Genomic DNA, 15,052 nt, shown 5'->3' on the forward strand with positions numbered 1-15,052 from the left:
GCCTCGCTTGCCACAAGCCGTGCAGGTAAACCGCGGCTCGAGATCGGACGGACGCATCTCGTCAGGCTCCGCATCTAACCTCGGTGAGATGGTCACGCTCGCTCCGCTATCGAGCCGACACCGCCTATCCATGTGTCGATGACCTCAAAGTTCGGATTAAAGGCGACAAGATCAGCGCGGTATCCGCGCGCGATCCGTCCAAGCTCGGACTCAAGACCCAGAAATGTCGCGGGTGTCCGGGAAGCCATGATAAGGGCGTCGATAAGGGAGGTACCGACGAGCACAACGGCGTTGCGCACCGCCTCGATCATGGTGAGGTGAGCGCCAGCGAGCGTGCCATCCGGGCCGGTCAGGCGATTTTCGTGCAATGTAATCGGCCTTCCCTGCAGCAAGAATTTCCGATCGTCCGTACCCACCAATGGCATGGCATCAGTGACCAGCATCAATCGATCGCGTCCCTTGCAGCGGAAGGCAACACGCAAACCAGCGCGGTCAACGTGAATGCCGTCGCAGATGATTCCTGCAAACAGCCGGTCATCTTCAAGCGCAACGCCCACCAAGCCCGGCTCCCGGGCGCTCAACTGCGACATGGCGTTGAAGAGATGGGTCACCCCCGAGATACCACGATCGACCGCTGGCCGGATTTCGGCCGCGGCGGCGTCGCTGTGGCCGGCAGAGATACGCAATCCGGCGCCGATCAATGCGTCTATCATGGACGCGGGAACGCATTCCGGGGCCAGGGTCACAATGGAGCAGCCGCGGCCCCCGAAACTCGTGATGGCGGCGAGCTCGCGCTGATCAGGCACGCGTATCTCGGCTTCCGGATGAATGCCCTTGCGAGATCTGTTGAGAGCCGGACCTTCCAGATGAAAGCCGAGTACGCCAGGAATTTCGAGGCACGCCTGAGCTACCAGCGCTAATTGCTCAATGACCTCGCTTCGATCGGTGATGAGGGTTGGCAAGCAGCCCGTGGTCCCCGCCTTGCCGTGCGCCGCCACGATACGTCGAATGCCAGCTTCCGTTGGCTGGTCGTTGAGAAGAACGCCCCCGCCTCCGTTCACCTGAATGTCGATGAATCCAGGTGCAAGAATCGCGTCTGCGGGAAGGTGGATTGAAGCGCGCGCTTTCTCGCCGAAGGTAACGCTTTCAATCCGCCCCTGCGAGATCCTGACCAACCCCGGCCCGCGCATGTCGGCACCATCAAAGATGTGCTGTGCGGCAATCGAGAGAAAGACGGCTTGGCCCATCAGTGCTGATCCAAGAATGACAGTCACGGACTCGTGAAGCGCGCCCGGTACCGCACGGGACCTTATATGTACACGACCGGCCTCGGAGGACCCGGAGCTAAATACTCGCGTTAACGTTCCATGGGAACAAAAGGTACCACGTATCTCGGCATTGATGGCGGTGGAACCCGTTGCCGCGCCCGGATCGAGGACGAAAACGGCAGGCGAAGCGAGTTCGGACCTGCCACGACGCGGATTGGCATCGAGAGGGCCTGGCGGTCGATCATGGACGCCACCGAACTGGCGGCCGCACAGTCCGGACTGACGCAGGAGGATTTCGCGTGGATGCACACCGGAATTGGGCTTGCCGGGATTGGTCGCCGGGGCGCAGATGCGGCGCTCAACAAGATCGCCCATCCCTTTGCGTCCGCTGTCTTCATCAGCGACGGCCTCGCGGCCTGTCTCGGCGCCCATAGCGGCGCGGACGGAGCCATCGTGGTGACGGGCACAGGCTCGGTGGGTGTCGGCCTGATCGACGGGCGTGAAATCCGTCTCGCCGGTTACGGCTTTCCCGTGTCGGACGAAGGTAGCGGTGCCGACATCGGCCTGCAGGTTGTTCGACTGGCGCTGCGGGCTGCGGATCGCCGCGGCGAGCTGACCTCGTTGCTTTCAGAGGTGCTGGAAGCATTTGATCATGATCCCTATCAGGCCGTGGCCTGGTCTGAAGAAGCCAAAGCCACGGACTACGCTGCGTTCGCGCCGATCGTGGTGCGGCACGCCAACCTGGGCGATCCGGTCGGCCGCCGCATTGTCGAACGTGCGGCCGATGCCATTGGCGATCTACTTGATCTGTTCCTGGCGAGAGGAATTGACCGGGTCGCACTGGTGGGCGGGCTCGCGAATGCCATTATGCCATGGCTAACGCCTGATCTACGCGCCCGCCTGAGACGTCCTGACGGCGACGCAGTGGCCGGTGCGTTACTTATGGCGCGAGGGCGGCTGGACCTCCCCAAGAGAGAAACTGAAACTGACTATGAACAGGCTTCAAAGTTCCGCGTTTGATGGCGCTTGGATCAACAATACGGCCACGGAAGAAGTCGATCTCCGATTTGCCGACCTTGATGCATGGCCGCTGGCGTCAGCGATGGAAGCGATGTGGGAGGGCCAGCTTGCGGCAGTCTCCGCGATCGGCCATGCCCTTCCCGTGATCACGGCGGCGGCTGAAGCGGCCAAGATGGCGTTGGGCGATCGCGGTCGCATTGTATACGTCGGTGCCGGCACCTCAGGCCGGGTGGCGGTCCAAGACGGCGCCGAGCTGACGCCGACCTTCGCCTGGCCCAGCGAGCGCGTCCGCTTCGTCGTCGCCGGCGGTGACAGCGCATTCGTCACCAGCATCGAAGGCGCAGAGGACGACGTCGGTGATGCGGTCGCGCAAATCAATGCCGCGCGGCTGACGCCGCACGACGTGGTGATCGCCGTTGCTGCCAGCGGCACCACACCATTCACGGTGGCCGCGCTGCAGCAGGCAGGCTCTTTCGGCGCAGAGACGATCGGTATCGCCAATAACCCGGGCACCACCCTGCTGGCATCGGCAAAGTTTCCGATCTTGATCGAGACCGGCCGCGAGCTGATCGCCGGCTCCACGCGGATGAAGGCTGGTACCGCTCAGAAGGTTGTGCTCAACCTGATCTCCTCAGGGATCATGCTGCGTCTTGGCCGGGTGTATCGCGGCATGATGGTGAACATGCCGCCGACAAATGCCAAGCTGAAGCGGCGCGCCGAGGCTATGGTGGCGCAAATCGCGCACTGTGATCCGGCGCACGCGGCACACTCGCTTGAGCAGGCCGAGGGAGACATCAAGACGGCAGTCCTTCTGGCGTTGGGTGTCGATAGGGCCGATGCGGAGACCGTTCTGAAGAAGTGCGACGGCAACCTTCGGCGTGTGTTTGTCGAGCTCGCCAAGACTCGTGACCGGTACCAAGCGAGCGGCGGAGCGCAGGCGAGGCGGAGCGATTGAGCCGTGACGACATCCGCGATGGCGAGCGAAATCGGGGAAAGCGCGGATGTTGTCGCCAACCTTGTTCGCAGCCGCCCCACGACGCGCAACATCGCACAGCGGCTTGGGACTGGCTCCATCCCCCTGTGCGTCGTGTGTGGCCGGGGAAGCTCTGGGCATGCCGGGGTTTTCCTAAGATACCTCGTCGAGACGCGACTTCGCCTTCCCGTTTCAGCCAGCGCTCCCTCGGTAATCACGGCATTTCGCACGCCCCTGATGCTGCGTGATGCGCTGTTCATTGTGATCTCACAATCGGGGCGCAGCCCGGATCTTGTCGCAGCGACCAGGTCAGCGCGCGCCTCGGGCGCCCGGACCATCGCCATCGTCAATGCGACGTCGTCACCAGTGGCTGACGAAGCCGAGTTCGTCATTCCGATCGAAGCCGGCCAGGAGCATTCCGTAGCGGCGACGAAGACCGTGATCGGCTCGATGGCCGCCAGCGTGGGACTTGTTGCCGAACTGGCGGAAGATCGTGTGCTGCGGTCGGCCCTCGACAGGCTGCCTGAGCGGCTGCACCGCGCGATGGCGCTCGACTGGTCCGAGATTGCCGATGATCTCGCGAAGGCTTCAGCTGTTTTTGTGGCGGCCCGGGGCTTGGCCCTGGGCTCGGCGAGGGAGACCGCGCTCAAACTTTCGGAAATCCTGCGCCTGCCCTCCATCGGTCTGAGCGCCGCCGAGCTGCAGCATGGGCCACGTGCCGCGTTGTCGTCGGGCACGCCGGTTGTCATGATGCGCCTCATGGATGAAACGGCGGCCATGGTTGACGCATTGGCAGAAGAATTGCGTGAACAAAAGATCGCGCTGCATCTCTGCGGCGGACCGCGTGGCTCGCTGGCCTGGCTTACTGAGGATGACCCCGCCACCGACCCGATCGCCATGCTCGTTCCGGCCTATCGGATGATCGAGCAGACGGCACGTGCCTTTGGATTTGACCCGGATCGCCCCCCTCGCCTGCGCAAGGTTACCGAGACGTTTTGACAGCTCATTGATCGTTGGCCGACAGCCGAAGGCTGAAGCACTGCCGCACCAGACTTGCACCAGAGACGACCTCGCCCATGTGTAGCAACCGCGATCAGAAGCAAACGAAAAACCATTCGAGTCCTGCCGGGCCCACTACCAAATCAATCATTGATTTAGCTGGTTTTCATTTCACAGCCCGTTGGCCGCCGATGATTACGCAGCCGGCGAGCGGCTGCACATCAAAACGTGCGCTTCGCGGACCTTGCAAGCGGCTGCGATTGGAAGCAACGATGTCAGGACTCTTGGGTCCGTTCTTCCGAACGGCTCTCATGACTGTAAGCTATTGCTCTGCCTGATGCACCAGCAGCTCGGCAATCCGATCATCGGCGCGGCGGAGCCTGCGACAAAGCTCGCGGCTGATATTCTGCATCACTAGGACGTACCCGTGGATGTCTGTTTTGCAATACATGTAGAGGTTTCGAGCCGTGAGCTCATACAGGACAGTTGTGCTTTGCGCGGCGACGGAGGCGGATCGATTTTGCATTTCGATGAGCGTCATTTCGCCAAAAAAATCACCGGGCGCAAGACTTGCCATCCGAATCGAGCGTCCCGAATGCCCAAGCCTGCTCACGACGAGCTCGCCGGAGTGAACGACGAACATTGAACGCCCCGGCTCTCCTTCCGCCACGATCGTCGCGCCTACCTCGAAGTGGCGCTCGACGAGCATTGGGATCAACAGATCGAGGCTTGTATCTGACAGCCCTCCGAAGAAAGGCGTGCCGAGCAGGAAAGCTTTCAATTCGGGAGAGCTGACAGCCATCGCGCCACTATACTGCCACTCCCGGGGGCAGCAAGCGCAACGGTCCGAATGAGCATAGCGTTCGCGCGTTCAGATGAACCAAAGCCCTCGTTCAGCCAGCGCCATTGTGCCGAGCCGCCTCGCTGTCCCGGTTCTTACGGACTTCAGAGCCAGCATCGTTGCGAATGCCGGCTCTGACATGCACCTGCTCGTTGATTACGCGGGAAACGGTCCGAACGGACCACCCGTAGGAAAGGTCGGTCCGGTGCCGGTCGGCAGCCTTGGACCACGCCCGATGGTCGGGGAAACGTAAATGACCCCGCCATGACCGTCGGAAACCGGAATTCCGACGCAACCGCCGGACACGGATTCGAATTCCTCATCGGACAGCGGACGGACCGTCTGATGCTCATTCTGGTATGCACTCATCATCATCTCCATCTGTCTAAGGTGAACGGATGATCCTTGTCATCCGCGTGCAGCTTGCCGCATCAACCAGCAGTTCGCTGTGACCTTGGTCACGCAGCTCGTACAAGCGAGGCGGACTGCTCTTTCTGCCGTCGATGTTGTTGCCGATCGAGGTGCGCCGGTGAACGGCGCAATCGAAATGTTGCATCGCAAAAAATAATGCGAGGTTCTCGTTTCCGAGACCTCGCATCCATCGATCCCTTTCCGGTAGCCCAAGGCCCGAACCAGGCCGGAGCTAGCTCCGAATGGGGCCTCCCGGTGAAGTGGGAATGTGAAGTTGGCCCAAAAGCCAATTTATGAAATCGGAAACAGCCGATCCGCCGGTTCCGCCACTGCCGCGGCTTCCGCCGCACGCGGATTCGAGTTCGTCACCTGTCAACTCCCGAATTTTCTGCATGCTACGCTCCTCTCATCTGTTGGGCTTGTGCCAGTTGAGATCATGCTCGCCGGCCAAAGCGGAGCCCGTGATGCGGGTACCTCAGGCCTCGCTCTGGTCGGACGGAATGCTCAAAAGAGCTGGCTGATGCAGTACCCGATTCCGGCGAGAAGGCCGCCGCCAACGGCACCGGGTCCGGCACCGACGCCGCCAGCCGCCGCACCACCCATGCCGCCGGTCACCGCTCCGCCGGCCACGGCCTTGGCGAAATCACCCCAACTCCATTTGCCACCGGCCACCGCGTCGAGTTCGTCGATGGAAAGTTCACGGGTCGTTGCATTGTCGTTCATTTTGCGCATCATCTCAGTCCTCCTTGCTGTGTTGATGGTGCGGGACCACCCCGCAACCGGAGTGCAGCATTTCCCAGCTGCTCGGAGGTTTCCGTGAGAATTGTCACTCTGAGCTGGACCGTACCGTCATCAAGCCTGCTGATCTGATGTGCTGTGCGGGTTCCAGGGCTGAGGCGAACGTCGCGCATTCTCGCGTCAAAACCCGGCCCGTCATTGCGCATAATCGCGTCTCGTGATGCAGGTCACGCTCGATCTGAACAGCTGATCTATTGTGCTGATGGAGTTCAGGACGGGATGGTCCGTTCCGAACACATGGCAGAAAGCACGAAGGAGCGTGCGCAATGTGGGACCAGCGGCCCGCCGGCAAGTCCGGCCTTCGGCGAAAGCAAACGCCCGACCCGTTACAGGCGTTCGCGAATGGAGTTCAGGATGCCGGTCGTCGTGTCGATGACCCTCAACGACTCCTGTGCCTTTCCGAACCCCACCGGATTTTTGATGCATTGCTCGGACAACTGAACCAGCCGCTTCCTCTCGCTGGTAAGAATGACATTGGTTTTATCAACGGCAAACTTGACGACGCCACGCAACGGGTTGTCATCACCGACGTCGGTGAGATCCTTTTCCATCGTGATCAGATATTCGTAGCTGGCGAGTTCGTCGGAAATTTGCAGAAGCTCACGGATCGTGGAGTTGATGCAGACGATATCCCCGTTCGGTACGTCCGAGCGCTTGACGGTCTCAACGAGATCAGTCATCAGATTGGCAAACAACGGCTTCAGGCTTTCCGCCTGCTTGAGATCGCGCTCGGAAAGGACCCCGGCCCGGGCGGAGGACCAAAGCAGGCCCAGCGCTACGCTCATTACGAACATCGCCTGCCGCGCGTGCCGTGCAAACAACCGTTTCGTCTTGCCGCTCAGCCTGCGCATTCAAGCTCCGCCACCGATTTTGCGCCCGGCCTTTGTTGTGACCACGCCTGATCTATGCAAAAATATCGGCATATTCATTCAATCAATTGAGTTTCTGCGTGCTGATATGTCCACCTCGGAAACGCTTGGACAACCGGAGAATAGGAGGGCGGCCGCCGGGCCGCAACGGGCATTCCGGGCGACGGCACTCGACCGAGCGGCCTCGCCTGAGCAGCTTGACGAGCTTGTAGTCGTCACCAAGCCTGCCGACTGGATTATCACGGCCGTTTTCCTCGTTGCGGTGGTGGCTGCGGTCGCGTGGGGCGTTTTTGGGCGCGTGCCTACCCGTGTCTCCGGCGAGGGAATCCTGATCAGCAGTGGCGGCAAGGTGGTCGACGCGGTGTCGGCCGCTGCTGGCCGGCTGCAGTCTGTAGCCGTCACGGTCGGCGACCACGTCGGCCTTGGTCAGCCGATCGCCCAGATCGTTCAGACTGATATCGAGCAAAAGCACAAGGACGCGCTCGAGATACTCCAAGAGCGCCAGCGCGAATATAGCGACCTCAAGTCGAAGGTCGCGGCCGAGCTCGCCGCCAAGAGCCAGAACTTCGAGAAGCTCGAAGCCGCACTCGATCAAGTCATCAAGGCGACGGGCCAGCGCGTCGAATATCTCTCAGTTGACGTCAAGAACCTTGAGGGTTTGCTCGCGAAGGGCTACACGACGCGACGCGCTCTGGAGGACCGGCGGCAGGAATTGGCCGATGCACAGCAACGCCGGCTCGATGCGCAGAACGAGATTCTCAAGCTCAAGGCGCAGAAGACGGACCTGGAGACACAGCGCGAACGCGACGTTCAGCAATCCGAATTCACGCTGAACGAAGCGCGCCGGCAGGTGAATGCAGCCGCGGAGCAGCTGAGCCAAAACACGCAGGTCCTCAGTCCGATGGAGGGCCGTGTCCTCGAAGTGAAGATTTCTCCCGGTTCCGTACTCGCGGTCGGAATGCCCGTGATCCAGATCGAAAGCGAGGGCAGCAAGCTGCAGGCCATCGTCTATATCCCAGCTGAACATGGCAAGCAGATCAAGCCGGGCATGCAGGTTCATCTCGAGCCGAGCACGATCAAGCGCGAAGAGTTCGGCATGATGCTGGGCACGGTCGTGAGCGTCTCCGACTTCCCGATGACGCCTCAAGGCATCAGCGCTGCACTGCACAATGAAAGCCTGGTGTCCCGCTTCTCTCATAATGGCGCGCCATATGCCGCCGAGGTGGCACTCCGAGAGGACGATTCCACCGCGACTGGCTATCGCTGGGCCGTAGGCAAAGGACCCGCCACTCATTTGACGAGCGGGACGCTGGCGCGCGCGGAAATCACAACTCGGCGGCAACGACCGCTCGATCTGGTGATCCCCTTGATCAGGCATCTGACGGGAATTGATGGGTAAGCCCCCTCCTCTATCAACAAGCGCGCGACACGGTCGCCTGTCGGGACTGCTGCGCAAAACGGTGAAGCGGACCCCCGTCGTCCTGCAGATGGAGGCGGTCGAATGCGGCGCCGCGGCGCTCGCGATCATTCTCGCCTATCACGGCGCCTGGATTCCCCTGGAGCAGCTCCGCATCGCTTGCGGCGTATCGCGCGACGGAAGCAAAGCCAGCAATATTGTCAGGGCGGCGCGGCGCTATGGTCTTATTGCAAGAGGATATAGTGTCGAGCCGTCCGCGCTGACGGAGCTTCTGACGCCCTGCATCATCCACTGGAACTTCAATCATTTTGTGGTCCTGGAGGGAATCAAGGGCGGACACGCCTATATCAACGATCCTGCAACCGGCCGCAGACGCATCCGCCTGGCCGAGCTTGATCTTGCCTTCACCGGGGTGGTGCTGGTCTTCGAGCGCGGCGAAGAGTTCAAGATGGTCGGTAGCAAGCCCAACGGGATCAGGCTGTTGCTCCGAGAGTTGCGTCACTCGAGGGCCGCGGTTCTCCTGCTGGTGATCGTGAGTGTCGTGCTTGTCTTTCCCAATATCCTTGCCGCAGGCTTTTCCAAGATTTTTGTCGACGACATCCTGATCCAGCACAGCAACAGCTGGCTCATGCCGCTCCTGATCGGAATGGCATTGACGGCGGCTTGCCGCGCTGTCCTGGTCGCGGTTCGCCAGTCTGTGGTGCTGCGGCTTCAAGCCAAGCTCTCTGTTGTCATGACCAGCCGCTTCCTCTGGCGGGTGATGGAACTGCCGCTGGAATTCTTCACCCAGCGCCATGCCGGCGACGTTGCCAGCCGCGTCGCCTCGAACGAGCAGGTCGCGCGCCTCCTGTCCGGCGGGATCACGATGAACGCGCTCAGCCTGACGTCGGTGCTTCTGTTCGCAGCTGCGATGGCGGTCTATGACGTTGGCCTGACGGTGCTGTGCGTCGCAATCGCATTCCTGAACGTTGTCCTGCTTCGCCTGGTTGGTATGCGACGCCAGGAGCTCAGCTACCGGCTCGCGGTTGAACAGGGCAAACTCCTTGGCGCTACGGTGGGTCTGGTGCGCACCATCGAAACCATCAAGGCGAGCGGCCTGGAAGACGACACGTTCGGCAAATGGGCAGGCTTCCAAGCCAACAATCTGAACGCGGAACAGAGGCTCGGTGCATCGGCCATCATCTTGGACATGGTGCCGACGCTGCTCTCCGGCTTGATGGTCGCCGCGATCCTCGGCCTCGGTGGCTTGAGGGTCATCGAAGGCACGCTGACGCTCGGGAGCCTGGTTGCATTCCAATCCCTCGCGGCGAACTTCTCGGAACCATTCGAGAATCTCGTCAACTATTTCGGCGGGCTGCAGACCATCAAGGGAGCGCTTGAACGGCTCGAGGATATTCGCAAGTACCCGCTCCGGCCCACCTCAGTCGGCAAGGCAACCGATGGCGTTCCACCAAAGCTTGCCGGCAGGGTCGAGCTTCGCAATATCAGCTTCGGCTATTCGGTTCTCGAACCGCCACTGCTGGCGGACTTGTCGCTGACGATCCCTGCAGGATTCCGTGTGGCGCTCGTCGGCGTCTCAGGCAGCGGAAAATCGACGCTCGGCAAATTGATCTGCGGGTTGTATGAGCCCTGGGCGGGAGAAATTCTCTTCGATCGATGGAAGCTGGCGGAACTTCCGCCCCAGGAGTTCGCAAATTCCGTTTCCTATGTGGACCAGGATATATTTCTGTTCGAGGGGACCGCGCGCGATAATCTGACCCTGTGGGATTCGACCGTGGATGAGCGCGACTTGATTGCCGCGGCGCGGGATGCCTCGATCCATCACGATCTGGCCACGCGTCCCGGAAACTACGACTGCCACATCAATGAAGGCGGAGGAAATTTCAGCGGAGGGCAACGCCAACGTATCGAGATCGCGCGGGCGCTGGTCTGCAATCCGTCAATTCTTGTGCTGGATGAAGCAATGGCCGCGCTCGATCCGATCACGGAGAAGGTCATTGATGACAACCTGCGACGCCGAGGCTGCACCTGCATTATTATCGCACACCGCCTAAGCACGGTGCGCGATTGCGACGAAATCATCGTGCTGGAGCATGGCCGGATTGTAGAACGCGGCACTCACGAACAGCTTATCGCGCTCCAGGGCGCCTACACAAGGCTCGTGGCAAGCGAATGAGCAACCCTCTGGCCAAGGATGAGTTTGCGACTGTAGGGCCGATTGCACCTCCGGCCGCTCATCGCATGGCGATCGATCCGCGACATCCCATTCTCCTCAACGAACGCAATGAGGTCCTGGAGGTGAGTGCCGGTCACGTCGATATCTTCGCCGTGGAGAAGGACGGCGTCCGACATCACCTGCTTCGATGTGAAATCGGTGAAATCATACTGGACTTGCACACGGCCTGTGAACGGTCAGCGATTGAGCTGCGGATCGTTGCAATCGGGGGGCCTGACGCCGAGATCATCACAATCTCGCGAAGCGAGATCGCCGTGGATCGTATGTCCGGCTGGATCGCCCGGTTGTCGCTCGCAGTCGGCTCGGCCCGATCGGACAACGCTTTCGAATTGATCGGCGGCGAAACGAAAGAACTGTATTCGGGCGAACGTTGTCGCGGCCCGAAGCGGAGCATCCTGTGGGCCCGCATCGAAGCGGGAAGCGTAAAGCTATTGGATCTCGACCTCGAGTTCGAGGCCGGAGATCTCCCCATTCCGCTCACAGCGGATGTGTGGCTGGAAGCCGGCGAGCATGGCTCCACGATCAAGGCGGATCCGGCCGCGCCCGAATTACCTCTGATCTTTCCGGCGCTGGACCGCTTCCATGTCGCGATTGCTGCCAGTCTAGACCAGTCGCTTGGACGTGAACGGTCGTCCCAACGGCAGCAACTCGCCCAGCGAGCCGAACTGACCCGTGCGCGGACGCTGGACGCCCTTGAGCGTCTGTCCGAAGTCGTCACCGCCCCAACCGTTCGCGCGCAGGTCGAGCTGGATGCGAGCGATCCCCTGCTCGCCAGTTGTCGGCTCGTTGCGGACGCATTGGGAAGCTCCATCACTCACGTGAGCCGAACTCATCCCGCAGGCCAGAGCTTCGCCGACGTTCTGCAGATCGCGCGCGCATCGCGATTGCGAATTCGCCGCGTACGGTTGCGCGATGGCTGGTGGAACTGCGATGCCGGCCCCCTGCTCGGGTGGCATGGCCCCGAAAGCGACCCGGTCGCTCTGATCCGCGACCGGCGCGGCCGCTACACGACGATCGATCCGAAGCAGGGACTGCTGAAACCGGTCAACCGCTCGGTTGCAAACGGTCTCGCACCGGAAGCCGTCAGCTTCTACAAAACCTTCCCCGCACAACCACTTCGCTATCGCGATCTGTTGTCTTTCGCAACCCGAGGCCTTTCCAGCAGCATGGTCCGAATGGTCCTCGCGATTATTGCCATCGGGGTGCTGTCGCTGATTCCGCCACTACTGACCAATCTGCTGGTCAATTCGGTGATCCCCCGCACGGAGATCGACCAGCTCGTCGTTTGCGCGGCAGCGCTCTCCGTCGCGGCGGTCGCGATGGCGGGACTGCAGGGAATGCAGGGACTGGTGACGCTCAGGCTCGAAGGCCTCCTCGACTACAAGCTCCAGGCCTCTCTGATCGACCGTCTGCTCAGGTTGCCGGCGTCGCTGTTTCGCGACTACACGACCGGAGATTTGGTCGACCGTTCGATGGGCATTGAAGCAACGCGCCAGATCGTTACCGGACGGACCTTGCGAGGCTTTACATCGGCCCTGTTCGGCATTTTCAGTATTGGGCTCATGCTCTACTACGACCTCAAGCTCGGCAGCATCGCGCTCCTGCTCATCGCGTTCCGAGCGGCCGCGATCGTCACTGCCAGCGCCGTGCGAATCTACTACGAAAGCAAGCACTTCAATCTGCAAGGCAAGGTCAGCGGATTTGTGCTGCAGCTGATCACCGGCGTCGGCAAACTCCGCGTGGCGAACGCCGCAAATCGCGCACTTGCGCGATGGTCGGGACAATTTGCTGTTCAGAAGAGCTACTTCATCGCCTCGCAACGAGCGGCTAACGTTCTGGTAGTGTTCGAGACGGCCTTTCCCCTTCTCGCCACCTTGATCATTTTTGCGATCGCTCGCGCACCAACAGTCAGCTCCTGGCCAATCTCGGCGCCTTTCTCGGCTTCCTCTCCGCTTTCGGCCAGACCACGGCAGCGATCGGCAACTTTGCCTCGAGCATGAGCGAATCGCTGGTGGTCATCCCCCATCTCACCCGGCTGAAGCCGATTCTTTCCACTGCCGCCGAGATCGCAGAAGATCGGCGGCCGGCAGGCGAGCTCGCAGGCGAGATCGAGTTCTCCGGCGTCACCTTCCGCTATATCGAGGGTGGACCGATCGTCCTTGACGATATCACCCTGCGCGTTTCGAGGGGGGAGTATGTAGCGATTGTCGGTCCTTCGGGGAGCGGAAAATCATCGCTGATGCGGTTGCTGCTGGACTTTGAACGACCGGAAGCCGGGACGATCTTCTATGATGGCAAGGCGCTGAACACGATCGAGACCAATGACGTGCGCCGCCAGCTTGGGGTTGTGCTGCAAGACACGAAACTGGCAACAGGCAGTCTGTACGAAAATATTTGCGGTGGCGTCGATCTGACGCTGGAAAAGGCCTGGGAGGCCGCGCGGCTGGCGGCGCTTGACGCGGATATTCGGCAGATGCCGATGGGTATGCACACGCTCGTTGCCGAGGGCATCAATACGCTCTCGGGTGGACAGCGTCAGAGGCTCCTCATTGCCCGCGCGCTCGCGCGTTCGCCACGCATCCTGCTTTTTGACGAAGCGACGAGCGCTCTCGACAACCAGACGCAGGCGATCGTTGGCGCGTCGCTGGAACGGCTGAACGTCACGCGGATTGTCATTGCGCATCGGCTGAGCACGATCCGCCACGCGGATAGAATTGTGATGCTGGTCGGTGGCAAGATCGTACAATCGGGGAGCTATGACGAGTTGACGAGCGGAACCGGTCCATTCGCAGAGTTCGCGCGGAGACAGCTTGTGGCCTAGCCGGGCGTCGATCGATCTCGCCTCGTTACTATGCTGACCTGCGGGCCTATCTTTCGGCCGAGCCCCTCGCTGTTCTTTCGTTCGCTCCCTGTGAGCCGATCTGCCGGTCGGCTATCTTCCACCGCTTCAACTACGTCATGACCCAGACCGCGGCAGAGTATTGCAGGAACGGCCGGTAGTCGACGCGCCTTGCGAACGGCACGGTTAGCGAAACTCGCACCGCCCTTGCCAAATCGAGCACGGCCATCTCGGCATGCGATGCTATGGAACGGCGTCCTGCGCCTCAGAGACCGCCAAGTTCGCGCGGTCGATTTGTTGACATGCGCAAGGCTTGAGGGAGGCGCGGCGTTCGTTTGGTCCGCCTATCGCATCAACTCCGACGACCAATTTCCAGGTCCGGATGGTGTGTCCAAGAGGTCACGCTACCGCTCTTGCACCCCAGCACTCGGCCACCGAGACTGTGCCCGGACTCGACTCGACCGACCGCGCACGTTTCTCTAAACGAGATTTTTCTTGATCTCCGAGTGCACACGTCGTGCACACACCGCCCTCTAACCAACTGAAAAGCTTGAACTCTCTGTCCAATCCATCATGGGCAAGTTTGAGCTATCTCCAGCAACCGATGTCCCATTAGATCCAATCAAGACAGGTCATCCCACCAATAACAAAACAGAGGACGGCCAACTCCCTCCTGCTCCATGAGTGCGGCGGAGAGAGTGTCAGTCAATCCCCTTTGAAAAACGGGCATTTTCGACTTTCTGGATTCAAACCCTACTGTTTGAGCTACAAGAAAGCCAATTCCACCCTCGCAGGTTTGTTCACGCTTTGACAAACCTGAGGCGGTTTCTCCAGCCGTTCTGCATAAAAGATAGCGAGCCCGGTGACGATAGCGACAGCTTCATTTCCGAATCGATGGTGAGGAAGGCCGCTCCCAGCAAACCAGTCAGCAGCAGGAACAGCAGTGTGAACTGCCTAAACCCCTTTCGCGCGGCCGTACACTGCGGAGACGCTTACCCGCGTTGTCGACCATATCGATCTCCCGAGCATTTTCACGACGGGAGAGGCGCTGACGCCCGCCGTCCAGAGCACGGTCGCGCTCTTGGCGATTTTAATGGCGGAGAATGGCACGATGACGTCCTTCTCGCCCGCGCCAAGAAATCCTCCCACCCCGACGACCAGTCCCGTGATCTTGCCCGATTTGTCGACGAGGACGTCGTCGATGTCGCCGAACTTGCTCTCCTTATGGATCGTACACGGCCTGCTTGTAATAATTCGTCACCGTCCAGCTTTCCGTCGGTGCCGCGGTCAGCACGGTGGTGGCAGCGAGGGCCCCGGTCGCCGTCGTCGCAGCCAGCAAGCATCCGATTGCGAGTTTTCTCTTCATATCCGACTCCTCATT

General features: G+C 60.8%; 13 protein-coding genes. 7 read left to right on the top strand and 6 right to left on the bottom strand.

The window, feature by feature from the left end:
* Nucleotides 1–92: 92 nt before the first annotated feature.
* On the bottom strand, nucleotides 93–1,247 hold the full coding sequence (gene nagA / locus H8A92_RS00535; RefSeq protein ID WP_229193885.1) for an N-acetylglucosamine-6-phosphate deacetylase: 1,155 nt from the start codon (nucleotides 1,245–1,247) through the stop codon (nucleotides 93–95).
* Between the two features lie 120 nt (nucleotides 1,248–1,367).
* On the opposite strand from nagA, the gene H8A92_RS00540 reads away from it, so the two are divergent.
* From H8A92_RS00540 to H8A92_RS00550, 3 genes are read left to right on the top strand one after another with little or no spacing between them, the layout of a single operon-like run.
* Nucleotides 1,368–2,288 carry a glucosamine kinase nucleotide-binding domain-containing protein gene (locus H8A92_RS00540; protein WP_229193887.1) on the top strand — a complete coding sequence of 307 codons (921 nt, stop codon included), beginning with the start codon at nucleotides 1,368–1,370 and terminating at the stop codon, nucleotides 2,286–2,288.
* Complete coding sequence (locus H8A92_RS00545; RefSeq protein ID WP_229194049.1) at nucleotides 2,260–3,243, top strand: N-acetylmuramic acid 6-phosphate etherase; 984 nt, start codon at nucleotides 2,260–2,262, stop codon at nucleotides 3,241–3,243. The genes H8A92_RS00540 and H8A92_RS00545 overlap by 29 nt, the downstream gene beginning before the upstream one ends.
* A gap of 3 nt (nucleotides 3,244–3,246) precedes the next feature.
* Entirely contained in the window at nucleotides 3,247–4,260 is a 1,014-nt protein-coding gene (locus H8A92_RS00550; protein WP_229193888.1) for an SIS domain-containing protein, read from the top strand.
* A 322-nt stretch (nucleotides 4,261–4,582) separates the two neighbouring features.
* Here H8A92_RS00550 and H8A92_RS00555 read toward each other — a convergent pair whose 3' ends face one another.
* The 3 genes from H8A92_RS00555 to H8A92_RS00565 all read right to left on the bottom strand — a co-directional run bounded on the left by H8A92_RS00555 (nucleotide 4,583) and on the right by H8A92_RS00565 (nucleotide 7,161).
* Nucleotides 4,583–5,062: a Crp/Fnr family transcriptional regulator gene (locus H8A92_RS00555; protein WP_229193889.1), complete on the bottom strand. Its 480-nt coding sequence runs from the start codon at nucleotides 5,060–5,062 to the stop codon at nucleotides 4,583–4,585.
* Nucleotides 5,063–6,016: 954 nt separating this feature from the next.
* Nucleotides 6,017–6,247: a hypothetical protein gene (locus H8A92_RS00560; protein WP_229193890.1), complete on the bottom strand. Its 231-nt coding sequence runs from the start codon at nucleotides 6,245–6,247 to the stop codon at nucleotides 6,017–6,019.
* A 389-nt stretch (nucleotides 6,248–6,636) separates the two neighbouring features.
* Nucleotides 6,637–7,161 carry a hypothetical protein gene (locus H8A92_RS00565; RefSeq protein WP_229193891.1) on the bottom strand — a complete coding sequence of 175 codons (525 nt, stop codon included), beginning with the start codon at nucleotides 7,159–7,161 and terminating at the stop codon, nucleotides 6,637–6,639.
* On the opposite strand from H8A92_RS00565, the gene H8A92_RS00570 reads away from it, so the two are divergent.
* The 4 genes from H8A92_RS00570 (at nucleotide 7,142) to H8A92_RS00585 (ending at nucleotide 13,653) form a co-directional block, all read left to right on the top strand.
* Entirely contained in the window at nucleotides 7,142–8,578 is a 1,437-nt protein-coding gene (locus H8A92_RS00570; RefSeq protein WP_229193892.1) for an NHLP bacteriocin system secretion protein, read from the top strand. The two genes, H8A92_RS00565 and H8A92_RS00570, sit on opposite strands and share 20 nt — an antisense overlap.
* A 61-nt stretch (nucleotides 8,579–8,639) precedes the next feature.
* The gene (locus tag H8A92_RS00575; RefSeq protein WP_229193893.1) at nucleotides 8,640–10,772 is read left to right on the top strand and encodes an NHLP family bacteriocin export ABC transporter peptidase/permease/ATPase subunit; all 2,133 of its coding nucleotides are present in this window, start codon (nucleotides 8,640–8,642) and stop codon (nucleotides 10,770–10,772) included.
* On the top strand, nucleotides 10,769–12,832 hold the full coding sequence (locus H8A92_RS00580) for an ABC transporter transmembrane domain-containing protein (RefSeq protein ID WP_229193894.1): 2,064 nt from the start codon (nucleotides 10,769–10,771) through the stop codon (nucleotides 12,830–12,832). The genes H8A92_RS00575 and H8A92_RS00580 overlap by 4 nt, the downstream gene beginning before the upstream one ends.
* Nucleotides 12,829–13,653 carry an ATP-binding cassette domain-containing protein gene (locus H8A92_RS00585; protein WP_229193895.1) on the top strand — a complete coding sequence of 275 codons (825 nt, stop codon included), beginning with the start codon at nucleotides 12,829–12,831 and terminating at the stop codon, nucleotides 13,651–13,653. The genes H8A92_RS00580 and H8A92_RS00585 overlap by 4 nt, the downstream gene beginning before the upstream one ends.
* 972 nt (nucleotides 13,654–14,625) lie before the next feature.
* On the opposite strand, the gene H8A92_RS00590 is transcribed toward H8A92_RS00585, so the two are convergent.
* Entirely contained in the window at nucleotides 14,626–14,925 is a 300-nt protein-coding gene (locus H8A92_RS00590; protein ID WP_338026485.1) for a PRC-barrel domain-containing protein, read from the bottom strand.
* Nucleotides 14,894–15,037 (bottom strand): hypothetical protein, encoded by a 144-nt coding sequence (locus H8A92_RS00595; RefSeq protein WP_229193897.1) that lies wholly within the window; start codon nucleotides 15,035–15,037, stop codon nucleotides 14,894–14,896. The genes H8A92_RS00590 and H8A92_RS00595 overlap by 32 nt, the downstream gene beginning before the upstream one ends.
* Between the last annotated feature and the right edge of the window lie 15 nt (nucleotides 15,038–15,052).

It is taken from the genome of Bradyrhizobium acaciae (assembly GCF_020889785.1).
Taxonomy (GTDB): domain Bacteria; phylum Pseudomonadota; class Alphaproteobacteria; order Rhizobiales; family Xanthobacteraceae; genus Bradyrhizobium; species Bradyrhizobium acaciae.